General features: G+C 69.4%; 16 protein-coding genes. 15 read left to right on the forward strand and 1 reads right to left on the reverse strand.

Features of this window, described 5'->3' with window-relative positions; all coding sequences use genetic code 11:
- The first annotated feature begins 89 nt into the window (after positions 1 to 89).
- The 4 genes from paoA to AX721_RS10160 are packed head-to-tail and all read left to right on the forward strand — an operon-like array spanning position 90 to position 4,833.
- Positions 90 to 722 carry an aldehyde dehydrogenase iron-sulfur subunit PaoA gene (paoA, locus tag AX721_RS10145; RefSeq protein ID WP_068875897.1) on the forward strand — a complete coding sequence of 211 codons (633 nt, stop codon included), beginning with the start codon at positions 90 to 92 and terminating at the stop codon, positions 720 to 722.
- Positions 719 to 1,669, forward strand: a complete 951-nt coding sequence (locus tag AX721_RS10150) for a xanthine dehydrogenase family protein subunit M (protein ID WP_068875898.1) — start codon at positions 719 to 721, stop codon at positions 1,667 to 1,669. The genes paoA and AX721_RS10150 overlap by 4 nt, the downstream gene beginning before the upstream one ends.
- A 3-nt stretch (positions 1,670 to 1,672) precedes the next feature.
- Positions 1,673 to 3,880, forward strand: coding sequence for an aldehyde oxidoreductase molybdenum-binding subunit PaoC (paoC, locus tag AX721_RS10155; protein ID WP_068875899.1), 2,208 nt, complete (start codon positions 1,673 to 1,675; stop codon positions 3,878 to 3,880).
- 44 nt (positions 3,881 to 3,924) lie between these two features.
- Positions 3,925 to 4,833, forward strand: coding sequence for a LysR family transcriptional regulator (locus AX721_RS10160; RefSeq protein ID WP_068875900.1), 909 nt, complete (start codon positions 3,925 to 3,927; stop codon positions 4,831 to 4,833).
- A 144-nt stretch (positions 4,834 to 4,977) separates the two neighbouring features.
- On the opposite strand, the gene AX721_RS10165 is transcribed toward AX721_RS10160, so the two are convergent.
- Positions 4,978 to 6,561, reverse strand: a complete 1,584-nt coding sequence (locus AX721_RS10165) for a fatty acyl-CoA synthetase (protein ID WP_068875901.1) — start codon at positions 6,559 to 6,561, stop codon at positions 4,978 to 4,980.
- A 166-nt stretch (positions 6,562 to 6,727) separates the two neighbouring features.
- On the opposite strand from AX721_RS10165, the gene AX721_RS10170 reads away from it, so the two are divergent.
- The 11 genes from AX721_RS10170 to AX721_RS10220 all read left to right on the forward strand — a co-directional run bounded on the left by AX721_RS10170 (position 6,728) and on the right by AX721_RS10220 (position 18,224).
- Positions 6,728 to 7,801, forward strand: a complete 1,074-nt coding sequence (locus AX721_RS10170) for an aromatic ring-hydroxylating dioxygenase subunit alpha (protein WP_197422523.1) — start codon at positions 6,728 to 6,730, stop codon at positions 7,799 to 7,801.
- 130 nt (positions 7,802 to 7,931) lie between these two features.
- On the forward strand, positions 7,932 to 8,585 hold the full coding sequence (locus AX721_RS10175) for an RraA family protein (protein WP_068875903.1): 654 nt from the start codon (positions 7,932 to 7,934) through the stop codon (positions 8,583 to 8,585).
- A gap of 16 nt (positions 8,586 to 8,601) precedes the next feature.
- Complete coding sequence (locus AX721_RS10180) at positions 8,602 to 9,615, forward strand: amidohydrolase family protein (RefSeq protein ID WP_068875904.1); 1,014 nt, start codon at positions 8,602 to 8,604, stop codon at positions 9,613 to 9,615.
- Positions 9,616 to 9,622: 7 nt separating this feature from the next.
- The gene (locus AX721_RS10185) at positions 9,623 to 10,639 is read left to right on the forward strand and encodes a hypothetical protein (protein WP_068875905.1); all 1,017 of its coding nucleotides are present in this window, start codon (positions 9,623 to 9,625) and stop codon (positions 10,637 to 10,639) included.
- Entirely contained in the window at positions 10,636 to 11,025 is a 390-nt protein-coding gene (locus tag AX721_RS10190) for a RidA family protein (protein WP_068875906.1), read from the forward strand. Before AX721_RS10185 ends, AX721_RS10190 begins: the two co-directional genes overlap by 4 nt.
- Positions 11,026 to 11,039: 14 nt before the next feature.
- The gene (locus AX721_RS10195; RefSeq protein ID WP_068875907.1) at positions 11,040 to 12,350 is read left to right on the forward strand and encodes an aromatic ring-hydroxylating dioxygenase subunit alpha; all 1,311 of its coding nucleotides are present in this window, start codon (positions 11,040 to 11,042) and stop codon (positions 12,348 to 12,350) included.
- Positions 12,347 to 13,012, forward strand: a complete 666-nt coding sequence (locus tag AX721_RS10200) for an RraA family protein (protein ID WP_068875908.1) — start codon at positions 12,347 to 12,349, stop codon at positions 13,010 to 13,012. Before AX721_RS10195 ends, AX721_RS10200 begins: the two co-directional genes overlap by 4 nt.
- Positions 13,009 to 13,665, forward strand: coding sequence for an RraA family protein (locus tag AX721_RS10205; RefSeq protein WP_068875909.1), 657 nt, complete (start codon positions 13,009 to 13,011; stop codon positions 13,663 to 13,665). The genes AX721_RS10200 and AX721_RS10205 overlap by 4 nt, the downstream gene beginning before the upstream one ends.
- Positions 13,666 to 13,809: 144 nt before the next feature.
- The gene (locus tag AX721_RS10210; RefSeq protein WP_197422524.1) at positions 13,810 to 16,056 is read left to right on the forward strand and encodes a TonB-dependent receptor; all 2,247 of its coding nucleotides are present in this window, start codon (positions 13,810 to 13,812) and stop codon (positions 16,054 to 16,056) included.
- A 78-nt stretch (positions 16,057 to 16,134) separates the two neighbouring features.
- Positions 16,135 to 17,421 carry an MFS transporter gene (locus AX721_RS10215; RefSeq protein WP_068875911.1) on the forward strand — a complete coding sequence of 429 codons (1,287 nt, stop codon included), beginning with the start codon at positions 16,135 to 16,137 and terminating at the stop codon, positions 17,419 to 17,421.
- An 89-nt stretch (positions 17,422 to 17,510) separates the two neighbouring features.
- Positions 17,511 to 18,224 carry a TetR/AcrR family transcriptional regulator gene (locus tag AX721_RS10220; RefSeq protein ID WP_068875912.1) on the forward strand — a complete coding sequence of 238 codons (714 nt, stop codon included), beginning with the start codon at positions 17,511 to 17,513 and terminating at the stop codon, positions 18,222 to 18,224.
- Positions 18,225 to 18,244 lie beyond the last annotated feature (20 nt).

Genomic DNA, 18,244 nt, shown 5'->3' on the forward strand with positions numbered 1-18,244 from the left:
CAACAGTCCCATCGCCGGATGCGAGCCGCGGCGTCGCTGCGCGCCGGCGGCGGGGCGTCGCCGGAGAACCACGAAAGGATGGCCGACCTATGCAGAGTCCGTTTGACGAGGTGTCGCGGCGAGGCGTCCTTGCGACCGGCGCGGCGGCCACGGTCGCCATGACCGTGGCCGACCCCGCGGCCGCCGAGACGCCGACCTCCCCTGCGCCCTCGTTCGCCAAGGTGAGTTTCGAGGTCAATGGCGCCCGGCGCGACCTGGAGCTCGACACCCGCACCACCCTGCTCGACGCGCTGCGGGAGCACCTGCGGCTGACCGGCACGAAGAAGGGCTGCGACCATGGCCAGTGCGGCGCCTGCACGGTGATCGTCGACGGCCGCCGCATCAATTCCTGCCTGAGCCTGGCGGTGATGCACGAAGGCGCGAAGGTCACGACCATCGAGGGGCTTGGCGCGCCCGAGAGGCTGCACCCGATGCAGGCGGCCTTCATCAAGCACGACGGCTTCCAGTGCGGCTACTGCACGCCGGGCCAGATCTGCTCGGCCGTCGCGGTGCTCGACGAGATCACGGCCGGCGTGCCGAGTCACGTGAGCGAAAGCCTCACCGAGCCGCCGCAGCCGACCGAGGATGAGGTGCGTGAGCGGATGAGCGGCAACATCTGCCGCTGCGGCGCCTATTCCAACATCCACGAGGCGATCGCCGAAGTCGCCGGGAGGACCGCATGAGGGCCTTCACCTATGAGCGCGCCGGCTCGCCCGTCGAGGCGGCGACGAAGGCGGCGCGCACGCCCGGAGCGCGGTTCATCGCCGGCGGCACCAACCTGCTCGACCTCATGAAGCTCGAGATCGAAACGCCCACGCACCTGATCGACGTCAATGGGCTGGGGTTCGACAAGATCGAGCGGACGCCGGAGGGCGGACTGCGGATCGGCGCGCTGGTCCGCAACACCGATCTGGCGGCCCATGACACGGTCCGGCGCGACTACGGCGTGCTGAGCCGCGCGTTGCTGGCCGGCGCCTCGGGGCAGTTGCGCAACAAGGCGACGACCGCCGGCAACCTGATGCAGCGGACGCGCTGTCCGTACTTCTACGACACCAACCAGCCCTGCAATAAGCGCGAGCCCGGCAGCGGCTGCTCGGCCATCGGCGGCTTCAGCCGGCAACTCGCGGTGGTCGGGTCGAGCCCGGCCTGCATCGCCACCCACCCCAGCGACATGGCGGTGGCCATGCGAGCCCTCGACGCGACGGTGGAGACGGTGGACGCGTCTGGCCAGACGCGGGCCATTCCGATCGCGGACTTCCACCGCCTGCCGGGCGACACACCGCAGGTGGAGACCGCGCTGAAGCCCGGCGAACTGATCACCGCGGTCACCCTGCCGAAGCCGCTGGGCGGGCGGCACGTCTATCGCAAGGTGCGCGACCGGGCCTCCTACGCCTTTGCGCTGGTGTCGGTGGCGGCGGTGGTCCAGCGCGACGGCTCAGGCCGCGTGGCCCTGGGCGGCGTGGCGCACAAGCCCTGGCGCGTGGAGGCCGCCGAGGTCGAGATGCCGAAGGGCGCCCAGGCCGTGACGGCGCGGCTGCTCGCGGGCGCCAAGCCCACGGAACACAACGCATTCAAGGTGAAGCTCGCCGAGCGGACGCTCGCCGGCGTGCTGGCCCAGGCGAGGACCTGACCGATGAAGTTCGACACTCCCGCCACGACCAACCCCATCGACCAACTGAAGGTCGTCGGCAAACCCGCCGATCGCATCGACGGAGCGCTGAAGACCACGGGTACGGCGCCCTATGCGAACGACCGGCATGACGTCGCGGCCAACCAGGCCTACGGCTACGTCGTCGGCGCCGCGATCGGGAAGGGCCGCATCGCGTCGATGGATCTCACTCGGGCCCGGGCCGCCCCAGGCGTGATCGCCATCGTGACGGCGCAGAACGCGGGCAAGCTGGCGAAGCCCGAGCGGAACACGGCGCCGTTGCTGGCCGGGCCGGAGGTCCGCCACTATCACCAGGCGGTGGCGCTGGTCGTGGCCGAAACGTTCGAGCAGGCGCGCGCCGCGGCCGGCCTCGTCCAGGTTCGCTATGTGAAGACCGACGGCCGCTTCGATCTGGCGGCGTCGCGGGGCTCGGCGATCAAGCCGCCGCCGAGCTGGTACGGCGATGCCGACACGGCGGTGGGCGACTTTTCCGGCGCCTTCGCGGCAGCCCCGGTGAAGCTCGACGCGACCTACACGACGCCGCCCCAGTCCCACGCGATGATGGAGCCGCACGCCACCGTCGCGGCTTGGCGGGGGGACGAACTCACCGTCTGGACGTCGAACCAGATGATCGATTGGGGCGCGACCGACCTCGCCCAGACGCTGGGGATCCCGAAGGAGAAGGTGCGGCTGGTGTCGCCCTTCATCGGCGGCGGCTTCGGCGGCAAGCTGTTCCTGCGCGCCGACGTCGTGCTGGCCGCGCTGGGGGCCCGCGCGGCTGGCCGGCCCGTACGCGTCGCGCTGACCCGGCCGCTGATGGCCAACAACACGACGCACCGTACAGCGACCATCCAGCGCATCCGTATCGGCTGTTCGCGCGACGGGAAGATCACCGCGATCGGCCACGAAGGCTGGTCGGGCGACCAGCCGGGCGGGCAACCCGAGCCGACCGTGTCTCAGACCCGCCTGCTCTATGCCGGCCCGAACCGGATGACCGCCATGCGGCTGGCCGTGCTGGACCTGCCCGAGGCCAACGCCATGCGCGCGCCGGGCGAGGCGCCCGGCATGATGGCGCTGGAGATCGCCATGGACGAGATGGCCGAGAAGCTCGGGCTCGACCCCATCGAGTTCCGGATCCTCAACGACACGCAGGTCGATCCCGAGGACCCCAAGCGGCCCTTCTCGCAGCGTCGGCTCACAGAATGCCTCCGCCAAGGCGCGCAGCGCTTCGGCTGGAGCCGCCGGAACCCGGCTCCCGGCAAGGCGCGCGAGGCCGACTGGCTGGTCGGGATGGGGGTCGCGGCGGCGTTCCGCAACAACATCGTCGCGAAGTCCGCCGCCCGTGTCCGCCTGGAAGGGAGCGGTCGCGTCGTCGTCGAAACCGACATGACCGACATCGGCACCGGCAGCTACACCATCATCGGTCAGACGGCCGCCGAGATGATGGGCGTGCCGCTGCGCCAGGTGCTGGTGCGGCTCGGGGACTCGTCGTTCCCGGTCTCGGCCGGCTCCGGCGGCCAGTGGGGCGGCAACAGCTCCACCGCCGGCGTCTATGCGGCTTGCATGAAGCTGCGCGAGGCGGTGGCCCAGAGGCTGGGCCTGAACGCGGTCGACGCCGAATTCGTGGAGGGCGAGGTCAGGTCCGGAGGCCGCGTCCGCAAGCTGACGGAAGCCGTCGCCGCCGGCGACCTCGTCGCCGAGGACGTCATGGAATACGGGGATCTCGACAAGCGCTACCAGCAATCGACCTTCGGAGCCCATTTCGTGGAGGTCGGCGTCGACGCCTACACCGGCGAGACGCGCGTGCGGCGCATGCTGGCGGTCTGCGCCGCCGGCCGGATCCTCAATCCGAAGACGGCGCGGAGCCAGGTGATCGGCGCCATGACCATGGGCGTGGGCGCGGCGCTGATGGAGGAGCTGGCCGTCGACACCCGGCGGGGCTTCTTCGTCAACCATGACCTGGCGGGCTACGAGGCGCCGGTGCATGCCGATATCCCGCACCAGGAGGTGATCTTCCTGGACGAGGTCGATCCCGTCTCCTCGCCGATGAAGGCCAAGGGCGTCGGCGAGCTCGGCATCTGCGGCGTAGCTGCGGCGGTGGCCAACGCCATCTACAATGCGACGGGCGTTCGGGTGCGCGACTATCCGATCACCCTGGACAAACACCTCGACCGGCTGCCTCAACTGGCGTGAGGGGAGGGTTCACTGCGTCGGGCCCGCGCCACCCGCGAGGCCGCATGCAGTTCCGTCGCTCAGATTTCGCCGATCTCTCCTACTTCCTGGAGATCGCCAGGCATCGCAACTTCCGCCGCGCTGGGCTCGAGTTGGGCTTGAGCGCCTCGGCCCTCAGCCACGCGCTGAAGGGGCTGGAGGCGCGCCTGGGCGTGCGGCTCTTGAACCGCACCAGCCGCAGTGTGACCCTCACCGCCGCCGGCGAGAAACTGCGCGATGCGATCCTCGCGCCCTACGAGGACATCGGCCGCGCGGTCGATGTGCTCAACCGGTTCCGCGACTCGCCCATCGGCCGCATCCGGCTGAGCGTACCCACCGAGGCCGCCGAGTTGCTGGTCGGCCCGGTGCTGGCGACCTTCGTCGAACGCTACCCGGATCTGGAGATCGAGATCTCGGTCAGCAACCGTCTGATAGACGTGATCGAGAGCGGGTTCGATGGCGGCATCCGCTACGGGGGGACCGTGCCCGAGGACATGGTCGCCCAGCGCCTCTCCCCCGACATTCGATGGCTCGTCGTCGCCGCGCCCACCTACCTCGAGCGGTTCGGCGTTCCGAGGCACCCCAACGATCTGCTGCAGCATCGCTGCATCCGCATCCGGATCGGAGACGACCGTATCTATCGGTGGGAGTTCGAGCGGGGCGAGGAACAGCTGGAGATCGACGTCCCCGGCTCCATCGTCGTCGACCAGGCGGAGGTGGGTCTCGTCGCCGTAAAGCGTGGGGCCGGTCTGATCTATGCGCCGGAGCCGGCCGTGACCCGGGCCGTCGAGGCGGGCGAACTGCAGATCGTGCTGGAAGAGTGGGCGCCGGTCGGCGGTGGTCTCCACCTCTACTATCCCAGCCGCCGACAGGCGCCGATCGGCCTGAAGCTGTTCGTCGATCTTGTCCGCGAGCTGCAGCCGCTCGGGCTCTGATCATCGACGTCCGTGCATCGGGCCATGAGATGACGACGAGCTCGTCGCGGGACGCTTCAGCCCGCCGCCATCGTGATCAGGCCGCCGTGGTCGTGCCGCGGCGGGGCGCCCCGCATGCCCGCGCCCACATGTCCGACCGGCGGGTTATGGCCTGCTCAGAAAGGTCTCCCGCAGTTCACGCTTGAGGACCTTGCCGCTGGCGTTCTTGGGAAGCGCCTCCGCGATCTCGATCCGCTTCGGGCGCTTGTAGCCGGCGAGATGCTCGCGACAGTGGGCTTCGAGGTCCGCCACCGTCGGCGTCTCGCCGGGACGCGCGACCACAACCGCGGTGACCGCCTCGATCCAGCGCGCGTCGGGCAGCCCGAAGACCGCCGCCTCCGCCACCTGCGGATGGGCGAAGAGCACCTCCTCGATCTCGCGGCTGGCGACGTTCTCGCCACCGGTCTTGATCATGTCCTTCTTGCGGTCGACCACATAGAGGTAGCCATCGGCGTCGAGGCGGCCCAGGTCGCCGCTGTGGAACCAGCCGCCCCGGAAGGCGTCGGCGGTCTTCACCTCGTCCCGGTAGTAGCCCAGCATCGCCTGCGGGCTGCGATGGACGATCTCGCCGACCTCGCCCGTCGGGACGTCGTTGTCGTCGTCGTCGACCACCCGGGTCTCGACATTTATGGCCGGCCTGCCGGCGGAGCCGAGTTTGCGCAGCTGGTCGCCGGGCTTCAGCACCGTCGCCATCGGGGCCATCTCGGTCTGGCCGTAGAAGTTCCACAGCCGCAGGCCCGGAAGCCGCCGCAGCAGTTCCTCGATGATCGCGGTCGGCATGATCGAGGCGCCATAGTAGCCCTTCATGAGCGACGAGAGGTCGCGCCGCTCGAAGTCGGGGTGCCGCAGCAGCGAGATCCAGACCGTCGGCGGGCAGAACAGCTTGGTGATGCGCTCAGCCTCAATGGTCGCCAGCATGGCCGCGGGATCGGGCGCGCGGAGCAGGATGCTGGTGGCGCCCAGGTAGAGGTCAACGCTCAGGAAACAGTCGAGCTGGGCGCAGTGGTAGAGCGGCAGGCAGTGCAGCTCGATGTCGTCGGCTTCCATGCCGCCGTCGACGACGCAGCTCACATACTGGGCGAGAAGGGCGCGGGAGCTGAGCAGGGCGCCCTTGGGCCGGGACTCCGTGCCGCTAGTGTACATGATCTGCACCGCATCGTCCTCGCTGCGGCCGCACTGGGCCGGCGCCTCGGCGGGGTGGTCGAGCCAGGCGTCGGCCGCAGTCCAGCCCGCCGGGGTTGCGGCGCCCGTGTGGTGCAGGAAGGCCTTCAGGCGGGGCGGCGAGGCCATCAGGGCGAACGCCTCGTCGCATGTGGCGCACAACGCGTCCTCGGCGATCACGGCGCAGGCGCCCGAGTGGTCCAGGATGTAGGCGACCTCGGTCGGGCCCAGCATGAAGTTGATGGGCGTGAAGACCGCTCCGGCCCGGATGATCGCGAAGCGCAGGATCACATAGCTGCGGTTGTTGTGGGCGAAGACGGCGACCCGGTCGCCTTCGATGACCCCCGCCGCCCGGAGCGCATTCGCCGCCCGGTCGATCAGGCCGTCGAGCTCGGCGTAGGTGTCGCGCCGGCCTTCGTAGACCAGCGCCGTCTTCGTGGGCGTGCGTCGGGCCTGCAGGCGCACGACGTCGCTGACCAGGCGGTTGCGCGCGGCGGCTACCAACGACCGGGTCTGGGGAGAGAACATCTGCGGCTCCTTCGGAGGGGTGGTCGCTGTCGGTCGGCGAGCGGTCTCGGCGCCCCTTCCGGGTCTTGTTCTTTGCGGCCGAGACGGACCGCGCGGTCTGTTGATCATTGAAAAACTATTCCAACTGGTCAATATTTTTCGAAACAAGATGAATCGGGAGGACGACATGCAGGCGCAAGCTAAGGAACGGGAGCGCGGGCGGCCCAGCCGGCTGGCGGATCACACGACGCCGTTTGTCCGCAACGAGTGGTATGTGGCGGGACTGAGCGACGAGATCGGCCGTGAGCTCGTGGCCCGTAAACTGCTCGGCTTGGAAGTGCTGCTTTACCGTCGCCAGGACGGGACCGCCGTGGCGCTGCGCAATCGCTGCCCGCACCGTTCGTTCCCGCTGTCCCGCGGGCGATTGGAGGGCGATGTGGTGGTGTGCGGCTATCACGGCCTGGCTTTCGGCGACGACGGCGCCTGCGTCCGCATTCCCTCGCAGGCGCTCGTGCCGAGCGCCGTCCGCGCCCAGGCGTTCCCGGTGGTCGAGCGCGCGCCGCTGGTCTGGATCTGGATGGGCGATCCGGACCGCGCGGATCCGGCGGCCATCCCCGAGCATCCCTGGCTGGAGGCGCCCGACTACGCCTACGTCGGCGGCTACCTGCACGTGAAGTGCAACTACGTCCGGCTGCACGAGAACGTGCTGGACCTCACCCACTTTCCGTTCCTGCACGGCGAGGCGGTGGGCGACCTGGCTTACGCCCAGGCGCCGTTCGAGGTCGCGGAGGCGGGGAACTCGGTCCGCATCACGCGGCGGCTGGAAGACCATCCCGTCAACGCCGGCTACGGCGCGGCGATCGGCAACCTGGGCCACCGGGTGAACCGCACCTCGGAGTCCTGGTTCAAGACCCCGGCCTTCCACGTCGCCCACGCGACCATCGAGGACCTGGAGGGCGGCGTCGGCGGCCGCGCCGACTTCCATTTCCAGATCCTGCACATGTTCACGCCGGAGACGGCGACTTCCACCCACTATTTCTGGGCCAGCGCCCGCAACGTGGCGATCGACGACGAGGCGCTGTCGCAGGCGAGCCGCATGCGGGCGGTGAACACTTTCCTGGAAGACGTCGAGGCTCTGGAGCGGATCGAGGCGATCTGGACCGCCGAGGAGGACGACTTCGCGGAGGTCAGCGTGACCGGGGATCGCGCGGGCCTGCTGATGCGCCGGATCATCGCCCGCCGCGCTGCGGAGGAGGGCTGAGGCGTCGCCGATCTCGCCGCCAAGAAAATGCACTGACGGAAAAATATGTCCTTTTATATTGTCCATCTGGTGAATATAAGAATGTGGAGGCGGGCGAATGAACCCGCAGGCGACGAGCGGGGGAGGCGGTATGAATCCAGCGAGATCCGAGCAGGTCCGATCGGGCGCCGGCGTCGGAGATGATCTGGTCGCCGCCGCGGCCGGCCTCTCCGCGGCCAGCTTGCACGAGGCGGCGCGCAGGGCCGGCGCTCTACCGGCGGCGCTCAAGCCGGTCGATCCGGCCATGCGCCTCTGCGGCCGGGCCCTGCCGGTCCGGTGCCCCGCCGGCGACAACCTCTGGATCCACCGCGCGCTGGCCGACGCCGATCCCGGCGAGGTGCTGGTCGTGGAGACCGGCGCGGGCGCGGACTTCGGCTACTGGGGCGAGATCATGGCGACGGCGGCGATCGCCCGCGGCCTGGCCGGCCTGGTGATCACCGGCGGCGTCCGCGACAGCCTGCGGCTGATCGAGTTGGGCCTGCCGACCTTCTCGGCCGCGATCAGCATCCGCGGGACGCTCAAGAACCCGGCTGGCGCCGGCGCGGTCGGCGAGCCGGTCCGGATCGGCGAGGTGGTGGTCCGGCGAGGCGATCTTGTGTTCGGCGACGCCGACGGGGTCGTGGTGCTGGACCCCGAGACTGCCGCCGCCGCCGTGCCCGCCGCCGCTCGCCGCGACGCGGACGAGGCAGCCATCCTCGATCAGGTCCGCGCCGGCGCGCTCACCCTCGACGTCTACAAGCTCTGACCAACCGGGACCTTTCATGACGATCATCGACGCCCACGCGCACCTGGTGGCCCCGGCCGCCCTCTACGCGCACCGCAGCAATCTCGACGTCTCCGGCGGCCAGTACGGCGACCCCTACCGGGCCGTGGTCAGCGACGCGGACCTGGAGAAATCCGCCGCCCAGAACGTGGCGATCATGGATGCCGTCGGAACCGACGTGCAGGTGCTCTCGCCGCGCCCCTTCCTGATGATGAACGGCGAAGCGCGCTGGGAGAACATCACCAGCTGGGTCTGGGACCAGAACGACACGATCGCCCGGACGATCAGGATGCATCCCACCCGCTTCCGCGGCGTCGGCGCCTTGCCGCAGCAGGCCGGCCGGCCGGTGGAGTCCCTGTTTGACGAGATCAAACGGGTGACCGAGGGCCTGGGGTTCGTGGGCGTCCTGATCAATCCGGACCCGGGTGAGGGAAACGGCAGGACGCCGCCGCTGGGCGATCCCTACTGGTACCCGCTCTACGAGCGGCTCTGCGAACTGGACCTGCCCGGCCACATCCACAGCGGCAACTGCTGCAACGGCCGCGAGACCTACGACGAACACTTCATCGCCGAGGAGAGCCTGGCGATCACCTCGATCTACCGGGCCGGCGTGTTCGAACGCTTCCCGACGCTGAAGCTGATGATCAGCCACGGCGGCGGCGCCATCCCCTATCAGGTCGGCCGCTGGCGCTCGCACCGCGAGATGGCCCGGGCGGCGGGCAGGATCGCCAAGGACGCGCCGAGCTTCGACGAGGTCCTGAAGCGGTTCTGGTTCGACACGGTGGTGCACAACAAGGGTTCGCTGGAACTGCTGTTCGACGTTGTGGGGGCGGACCGCTGCTGCTTCGGCACCGAGCGGCCGGGCAGCGGCGGGGGGATTGATCCCTCGACCGGGCGGCCGTTCGACGACCTGAAGCCGGTGATCGAGGGCATCGCGACCCTCAGCGACGCCGACCGGCGGGGCCTGTTCGCGGACAACGCCCGGCGTCTCTTCAACCGGCTGGACGTCTGAGGCCGGCATGGCGCGCATCGTGCTCGGCCTCGGTTCGTCCCACACCCCGCTGCTCACCCTGCCGGCGGAGGAGTGGGCGCATCGTGCGGCCGCGGACTACGCCAATCCCGAACTCAATCTCTCGGACGGCCGGCGGGTGACTTATGGCGAGCTGCAGGCCGAGGTGGGCGACCGCTACGAGGACGTGGTCTCGGTGGACGCGCTGCGGCGCAAGGCGGAGCTGAGCCAGGCGGCGCTGGACCGCCTGGCCGATGCGCTGGAGGCCGCGGCGCCCGATGTCGTGGTGATCGTCGGCGACGACCAGGAGGAGCTATTCAGCGCCGCCAACCAGCCGGCCATCGCAGTGTTCTACGGAGACGAGGTCGCCACCTCCGACAAGTTCGGCGCCGAGGAGCTGCCCGACTGGATGCGGACGGTCGGCGAGGGGTACATGATGGACGACGTCCACGTGCTGCCCGGCGCGCCGCGCCTCGCGCTGGACGTGATCCAGGGGCTGCTGGACCGCGACGTCGACGTCGCGGTCTCGTCCCGGGTCGAGGACGCCAGCAAGGCCGGGTTCGGCCATGCCTACGGGTTCATCGTCAATCGCCTGTTTCGCGGCCGCCGCATCCCGGTGCTGCCGGTGCTGCTCAACACCTACTACCCGCCCAACGTGCCCAGCGCCTCGCGCTGCCACGACATCGGCCGCGCCCTGAAAGGAGCCTTGGAGGCGAGCGCCGCCGATCTGCGTGTCGCCGTCATCGCGTCGGGCGGGCTCAGCCACTTCGTGGTGGACGAGGCGCTGGACCGACAGGTGATCGAGGGGCTGCAGGAGGGTCGTGCCCACATCCTGCGCGCCATCCCCCGCGGCGCGCTGAACTCCGGGTCGTCCGAGATCCTGAACTGGGTCCTGACCGCTGGTGCGCTCGAAGGGCTGCCGCTGACCTGGTGCGAATACCAGCCGATCTACCGCACGCCCGCCGGCACGGGCATTGGCGTCGCCTTCGCTGTGTGGGGCGCTGACATCAGGGAGCCTGCGCAATGACCCGTCGAAGCATCGAGGTGGAGGGGTTCAACCACGGCGCCCAGCCGATCCCGGCGGCCTGCCGCGTCGGCCCGCTGATCATGACCGGCGGCGTCTACGGGCTGGACCCTGCGACGGGGACGATCCCAGACGACGTGGCCAGGCAGGCGCAGCTGATGTTCGCCAACCTTGCCCGCATCCTGGACGCCGCCGGCGCCGGCCTGGCTGATGTGGCGAAGGTGACCGTCTATGTGAAGATCCCCGAGGCGCGGCCCGCGGTGAACGCCGAATGGTTGCAGGCCTTCCCAGACCCGGCCTCGCGCCCGGCCCGGCACACCCAGCAGAACGATCATCTCCCGGCGAACATGCTCGTCCAGTGCGACGCCACGGCCTGGGCGGCGGATTAAGGCGGAGGCAGCTCATGCTCAGCGAAGAGAAGAACCGTCAGCTCACGGAGGTTGGCCCCGGCAAGCCGATGGGCGAGCTTCTGCGCCGCTACTGGCACCCGGTCGCCGGCGTCTCCGAGTTCGATGCTCGTAGCACAAAGCCGGTGCGGCTGCTGGGCGAGGACCTGGTGCTCTACAGGGACCTGAGCGGGACCTTCGGCCTCGTCGACCGCCGTTGCCCGCACCGGCGCGCCGACCTCAGCCACGGAATGGTCGAGGCCTGCGGCCTGCGCTGCAACTACCACGGCTGGCGCTTCGACCAGAGCGGCGCCTGCGTCGAGCAACCCTACGAGGATGTCGCCCATCCCGAGCTGCGGATGCGCGAGAGGATCACCGTCAAGGCCTATCCGGTGGAGACCAAGGGCGGGCTCGTCTGGGCCTATCTCGGCCCGCAGCCGGCGCCGCTGCTGCCCGACTGGGAACCGTTCTCGTGGCCGAACGGCTTTGTCCAGATCGTGATCTCGGAGGTGCCCTGCAACTGGTTCCAGTGTCAGGAGAACTCCATCGACCCGGTCCACTTCGAGTGGATGCACGAGAACTGGGGCCAGCGCCTGCGCGGAGACGACGGCCCCTACGGCCCCACGCATCAGCAGTTGGCCTTCGAGGAGTTCGAGTTCGGCTTCGTCTACAAGCGGATCAAGGAGGACACCTCGGCCGCGCATCCGAACTGGACCATCGGTCGGGTCTGCCTGTGGCCGAACGGCTTCTTCCTCGGCGAGCACTTCGAATGGCGCGTGCCCATCGACGATGAGAACACGCTCAGCGTCACCTGGAAGTTCACGCGCGTGCCGCGCGAGCAGGAGCCCTACGTCCAGACCACCATACCCACCTGGTATGGGCCGGTATTCGACGAGGCGGGTGAGTGGATCACCAGCCATGTGATGAACCAGGACTTCCTGGCCTGGGCGGGGCAGGGGCGGATCACCGACCGCGCGCAGGAACACCTCGGCCAGAGCGACCGGGGCATCCTGATGATCCGCAAGCGCTTCTTCGAGGAGATGAAGACCGTGGGCGAGGGCGGTCCCCCCAAGTTCGCGATCCGCGACCCAGGCCGCAACCGCGCGGTGGAGCTGCCGATGATGGATCGCGAGGCGGTCGTCGACGGCTATACCCAGGCCGAGATCCTGGCGGATCCCCGCAAACGGCTGATGTTCACCTCGTACGTCTTCCAGGCGGGACAACCCGGCGAGGTGCGCGACCAGTTCGCCGCGGCGATGGGGCTGCAGGCCACAGACTTCTCCGGCCTGGGCGCCTTGCGCGCAACATCGAAGGCCGAAGCGCAGTGACCGGCCTCGTCGCGCGCCTGGCTAAGCTGGACACCTGTTCGGTCTCCGACGCCCTGGACAAGCTGGGCCTGCCTGGCGCCGTGGTCGGCCTGTCGCCGCTGACCGTCCGCCGCCGCGTCGCGGGCCATGCAGTGACGGTGAAGCTGGGCGCTCCCATGGAAGGGCTCCCCAAGCGCCACCTCGGCGCGGGCGCCGTGATGGCCGCCGGGGCGGGCGACATCATCGTCGTGGAGCATCGCGGCCGCCTGGATGTCTCCGGCTGGGGCGGGCTGCTCAGCCGCGGCGCGGTGATGAAGGGCGTGGCGGCGGTCGTCATCGACGGCGCCTGTCGCGACCTGGACGAAAGCTTAGAGCTGGGCCTGCCGATCTTCGGGCGGGCGGGTGTCCCGGTGACCGCGCGCGGCCGCGTCGCCGAACACGATTTCAACCTGCCCATCACCCTGGCCGGAGTCGCCGTGCGGCCCGGCGACCTGGTGCTCGCCGACGCAAGCGGCGTCGTGTTCGTCGCGGCCGGCAAGGCCGAGGTCGTCGTGGCTACGGCCGAGGCGATCTTCGCCCGGGAGCAGCTGATGGCGGCCGACATCGACCGCGGCCGGCCGATCGCCGAGGTCATGGGGGCGGACTACGAAGACATGCTCAAGCATAAGGATGCGGCGCCATGAGCGACACCCTGGCCGATGACCTGAAGGCGATCGGCGTCACCACCCTGTCCGACGCGCTGGACCGGCTGGCGATCGAGGGGCAGTGCCTGGGCCTCATGCCGTTCGACCGCGGCATGGCGTTCGCCGGCCGCGCGTTCACGATCCGCATGGTGCCGGTCGGGCTCTCCGGCGGCTCGGTGGGCGACTACATCGACGAGGTGGCGCCCGGCCAGATCGTCGTCCTCGACAACAATGGCCGGCTCGACGCGACGGTGTGGGGCGACATCCTCACCCTGGTCGCTCACGGCAAGGGCGTCGCCGGCACGGTCATCGACGGCGTGTGCCGCGACATCGGCCGCAGCATCGAGCTGGGCTACCCGATCTTCGCCCGGGCCAACACGATGCGCACCGGCAAGGACCGGGTGACCGCCGACGCCTACAACGTGCCGGTCCAGGTCGCCGGCGTACGTGTCGAGCCCGGCGACTGGCTGGTCGGCGACGGGGACGGTGTGGTCGCGATCCCCGCGGCCAGGGCCGAGGAGGTGTTGCGCGTCGCGCGCGAGATCGCCGAGGCCGAGGATCGCATCCGAGCCGCCGTGCTCGCCGGCGCCCGCCTCGACGACGCCCGAAAGGCCGCCCGATACCACGCGCTGCAGACGCGCGCCGCCGGCTGACGGACCATCATGCCGATGTCCCAAGTCGACCTATTAAATTGACCAGCTGAGCAAGTATTTCTTGCATCTACAGTCCATGTGATCAAGATGGTGGCCATGACGCCGCGACGTGCGTCAGCCAAAGATCGAGGGGGAGGAATGCGGATGCGAGCCCAGCTACGGGCGCGGCGAACGGCTGCGCTGCTTGCGACCTGTGCGGCCATGGCTTTGGGGGTCGGCGAAGCCCGAGCCCAGACGTCCGACGCGACGCTCGAAGAGGTGATCGTCACCGCCCGGAAGCGAGCCGAGTCGCTTTCCGACGCGCCGGCCACGATCGCGGTGGTCAACGAGGACAAGCTCCGCGCCGTCGCGGTGACCAGCGCCAACGAATTGAACGGCGTGGTCCCGGGCCTGGTGATGATGGCGGGCGTCGGCGGCGGCCCGGGCGTCACGTTCCGCGGCCTGGGCTCGAACTCGGCGCTGTTCTCGGTGGAATCGTCAGTCGCCCTGTTCGTGGATGGCGTCTATTCGGCCCATACCCGCGACTACGTCACGCCCATCTACGACCTCCAGCGGGTCGAGATGGTGAAGGGCACGCAGGGCACGCTGCTGGGCAAGAACACCACGCTAGGCGCCATCACCATGGTGACGCGCCGGCCGGGCGACGAGCTGGGTGTGAGCCTGGAAACGAGCTACGATTTCAAGAGCAACACGCCCCGCATCGAGGCGGCCGTCGACCTGCCGATCAACGATCAACTGAAGGCGCGGATCTCGGGGCTCTTCATCGACGACGGCGGCTATGTCCGCAATCCGTACTCGGGCCAGCAACCCGATACCCGCGACGTCTCCGGGCGGCTCAGCCTGGCGTGGACGCCCACGCCGGACTTCGACGCCACCTTCATCTACCAGCACGACGACCACGAACAGACCGGACAGCCCCTGGAGGTCCTTCGGGACGCCGTGGTGGGTCTGACCCTTGCCAATCGAGCGCTGGCGACGGGCCAGACCGACTTCGAAGGGCGGCCCGATCGCCGCAGCGAGAGCGGTTCCGATGCGTTCGGGGCGGGCGTGCCGGCCGGCCGGACGCCCTACGACAACCAGGTTTCGGACCGCTTCAACCTGATCGCCAACTGGCGGGTCGGCGGCCACACCCTGACCTCCCAGTCGGCCTATGTGGACTGGCAGGTCGAGCGCCTGAGCGACCTCGACTTCCTGAAGGCGAACCTTCTCAACCTGGGCGACAACGAGAAGAACCAGCAATACTCGCAGGAATTCCGGCTCACCTCCCCCTCGGAGGGCCGGCTGACCTACGTGGCCGGCGTCTATTATTTCTACAACGACTGGACCCTGAACCGCCTGCTCTACGGCTACCAGCCTTCGGCGCTCTTCGGCTCGGCGCTCTCGCTCTACAACCAGAAGACCGAAACTATTTCGGCCTTCGGCCAGGCCACCTATGCGCTCACCGACAAGCTGAACGCCAGCGTCGGCCTGCGCTACACCAACGAGACGAAGGACGCGACGCTGTTCCGGCCGGCCGGCGCGGGCAACCTCGGCGGGGCCTTCCCCGCCTATCCCCGCACGAAGCTCACGAACAAGGAGGAGGATGTCGATGGCGACATCGGGCTCCAGTACAAGTTCGAGCCGGGCCGGATGGTCTATGTCTCGGCGTCCAAGGGTAGCAAGGGCGGCGGTTTCCAGAACTCGCCGACGACGGTGGCCGGCGCGCCGTACACCGGCGAGACCGCCTATACGGTGGAGGCCGGCGGCAAGTTCGTGTTCGATCGCGCCTCGCTGGACGTCGCCGTGTTCCAGACCACCGTGGAGAACTTCCAGTTCTCCCGCACGGCGGTCGTCGGCAATCCCGGCGTCGCCCAGACCGTCGTCACGAACCTCGATGTCCGCTCGCGCGGCGTGGAGCTCAATGGCAGCCTGCGGGTGGCCGAGGGGCTCAGGCTGAGTGGCGGGGTCGTCTACGCGGATTCGATCTTCACCGAGACCGTGCCGCCGGCGCCGGCCGTGCCCGTGGCCGTCGACGGCCTGCGCCAGCCGCGGGCGCCCAAGTGGAGCGGGAACCTCGACGCCAACTTCAGCCGGCCGCTCACAGACGAGCTGACACTCAATGTGCTGGGCAGTGTCGAGTTCATGTCCAAGACCTACTTCCAACCCAATGTGGGCGTGAACCTGAATGCGCCGCTCAGGGACGGCTTCGGCAAGATCAACCTGCGGGTCGCCGTCGAGAACGAGGCGGCGGGCTGGGAGATCGCCCTGCTCGGCAAGAACCTGACGGATGTCACCGAGCCGCAGTTCGTGACCTCGGTCTCCGGGACGGGAGCCGGCGGCAACACGCCGGCCTGGTATGGGATCGTCAATCCGCCGCGCTCGATCGTCCTGCAGTTCCGGATCCGGCGCTAGTCGGCGGTGGGCGGCGCATCCTCCCCGCGCGTGCCTGGGGGAGCCTGGTGGGCGGTCGCGCTCCTCGGGCTCCTCTACGTGCTGTCCTTCGTCGACCGGGTGATCCTGGCGCTGCTGGTCGCGCCGCTGAAGGCGGACCTGGGGGTTTCCGACCTCCAGCTCAGCCTGCTCTTCGGGCCTGCGTTCGCGGTCTTCTACGCCTTGCTGGGTCTGCCGATCGCCCGGCTGGCCGACCACGGCGATCGCCGCAAGCTCATCATCGCCGGCGTGATGCTCTGGGGCGCCGCCACCGTAGCCTCCGGCTTCGTGGGGACCTTCTGGCTGCTCCTGGCGTTGCGGATAGGCCTCGCCATGGGGGAGGCCGCGCTGACGCCGGCCGCCTACTCGATGATCGGCGACCTGTTTCCCCCCGAGCGCCGCGCGCTGGCCGCCAGCATCTATTCCGCCACGGGCATGGCGGGAGCCTCCGGCGCGTACATCCTCGGCGCCGCGGTGGTACAAGCCGTCGACTCCGCGGCCCTGGCGGGCCACGCCCTGCCGCTCGCCAGCTGGCAACTGGTGCTGGTGATCGTCGGCGCGCCGAGCCTGCTCGTCGGCCTCGTGTTCGCGCTGACAGTCCGCGAGCCGCCGCGCACCCAGGCGGAGCAGGGCGCGCCGGGCGCGAGGGAGATCGCCACGTACCTGCGGGCGCGCGCCAGACTGTTCGGGGGGCTGTTCCTCGGCGCCGGCCTGACCCAGGCCGTCGGCTACGCCTATTCCGCCTGGGGTCCCGAGCTCCTGCGCCGCCAGTTCGATCTCACGATCCAGCAGGCGGGCTACGCCTTCGGACTGACCGGGCTGCTGGCGGGCTTTGGCGGCACGCTGGCTGCGCCGCGGCTGACGCGGATCCTCGAGCGACGCGGTCGTCGTGACGCGGTGGCGCTCGGGTCGATGGCCTGCGTCGCGGTCGGCGGATCGCTGGCCGTCGCCGCTCCCCTGCAATCGAGCGCGATCGCCTTCCTGGCGATCCACGCCGCCAGCGCCTTCTGCCTCGTGGGCGCTGCGAACAACGTGGTGGTGGCGTTGCAGTCCCTGGCCCCAGGCCGGATGCGCGCGACCTTCGTGGCGCTGCTCCTGATGTGCATCACCCTGCTCGGCCTGGGGATCGGACCGCCCGCGGCCGCCGCGATAAGCGCTGCGCTCGATCCGGAGGGTCAGGCGCTGGGTTCCGCCCTCGCGATCCTGGCGCCCGCCGTCGGCTTGCCCGCGCTCCTGCTCTTCGCCTGGAGTCGCCAGGGTTTCCTTGACCAAGCGGATACCAAGCCGGGGTCTAAACCGACTAGTTGGCCAGGATCGTCGCTTGGCCCGGTGCGTCGCGAGCGCTAATACCACCGGGAACCGTGCACGACAGGCGGAGGCTCGCGCCGCCCCTGAGCGCCGGTGCGGGGTACGGGGTGAAGCGTGTGCGGGCAAAAGTGAAGAGTGATGCGGAAGCTCCGCCGCGCAAGCGCGAGCGCGCGGTGCAGCAGCGCACCCTCGATACGCGCCGCAAGATCATCGACGCGGCGATCGAGGAATTCGCCCGCAACGGCTACGAAGGCGCCTCGACCCGCACGATCGCCACCAACGCGGGGCTGCAGCACACGCTGGTCACCTACCACTTCAACAGTAAGGAAGGTCTCTGGCGCGAGGCGATCTCCAGCATCCTCGCCCAGTACAAGGCCGCGTTCGATGCGCGGCTGGAGGGGCTGCGAGGGGTCGACGACGCCACGAAGCTGCGGCTGATCCACGAGGACTTCATCCGCTTCGGCGCCTCCAACCTCGATTTCCACCGGATCATGGCGCACGTCGCCGCAAGCCCAAGTCCACAGCTCGACTGGCTGATCGAGGAGTACCTGCGTCATACCTTCGACGCCCGCGCAGAGCTCATCCGAGGGGCCCAGGAGGCCGGGCGCTACGTCGCGGGCGACCCGTACCATCTGGAGTACATCTTCATCGGCGCGGTGACGCGGATCTACATGCTGGCGTCCGAGGTCGAGAAGATCATGGGCCGTTCGCCTTTCGACCCCGAGTTCATCGAAGAGCATGTCCGCGTCTGCCTGGGCCTGTTCTTCCGCGACGCGCCCGCGCAAGCCGCAAAGCCGGCCGCGATCAAGGTGCGCGGCGGGCGACGTAAGCCTTCAAGCTGAGCCTCGCCTCCAACAAGAGC

Source organism: Phenylobacterium sp. CCH9-H3 (genome assembly GCF_001557235.1).
In the GTDB taxonomy this organism is placed as follows: domain Bacteria; phylum Pseudomonadota; class Alphaproteobacteria; order Caulobacterales; family Caulobacteraceae; genus Phenylobacterium.

Coding starts and splice junctions, on each gene's coding strand:
- paoA (WP_068875897.1), top strand. CDS start 90: ATGCAGAGTCCGTTTGACGAGGTGTCGCGGCGAGGCGTCCTTGCGACC.
- AX721_RS10150 (WP_068875898.1), top strand. CDS start 719: ATGAGGGCCTTCACCTATGAGCGCGCCGGCTCGCCCGTCGAGGCGGCG.
- paoC (WP_068875899.1), top strand. CDS start 1,673: ATGAAGTTCGACACTCCCGCCACGACCAACCCCATCGACCAACTGAAG.
- AX721_RS10160 (WP_068875900.1), top strand. CDS start 3,925: ATGCAGTTCCGTCGCTCAGATTTCGCCGATCTCTCCTACTTCCTGGAG.
- AX721_RS10165 (WP_068875901.1), bottom strand. CDS start 6,561: ATGTTCTCTCCCCAGACCCGGTCGTTGGTAGCCGCCGCGCGCAACCGC.
- AX721_RS10170 (WP_197422523.1), top strand. CDS start 6,728: ATGCAGGCGCAAGCTAAGGAACGGGAGCGCGGGCGGCCCAGCCGGCTG.
- AX721_RS10175 (WP_068875903.1), top strand. CDS start 7,932: ATGAATCCAGCGAGATCCGAGCAGGTCCGATCGGGCGCCGGCGTCGGA.
- AX721_RS10180 (WP_068875904.1), top strand. CDS start 8,602: ATGACGATCATCGACGCCCACGCGCACCTGGTGGCCCCGGCCGCCCTC.
- AX721_RS10185 (WP_068875905.1), top strand. CDS start 9,623: ATGGCGCGCATCGTGCTCGGCCTCGGTTCGTCCCACACCCCGCTGCTC.
- AX721_RS10190 (WP_068875906.1), top strand. CDS start 10,636: ATGACCCGTCGAAGCATCGAGGTGGAGGGGTTCAACCACGGCGCCCAG.
- AX721_RS10195 (WP_068875907.1), top strand. CDS start 11,040: ATGCTCAGCGAAGAGAAGAACCGTCAGCTCACGGAGGTTGGCCCCGGC.
- AX721_RS10205 (WP_068875909.1), top strand. CDS start 13,009: ATGAGCGACACCCTGGCCGATGACCTGAAGGCGATCGGCGTCACCACC.
- AX721_RS10210 (WP_197422524.1), top strand. CDS start 13,810: ATGCGAGCCCAGCTACGGGCGCGGCGAACGGCTGCGCTGCTTGCGACC.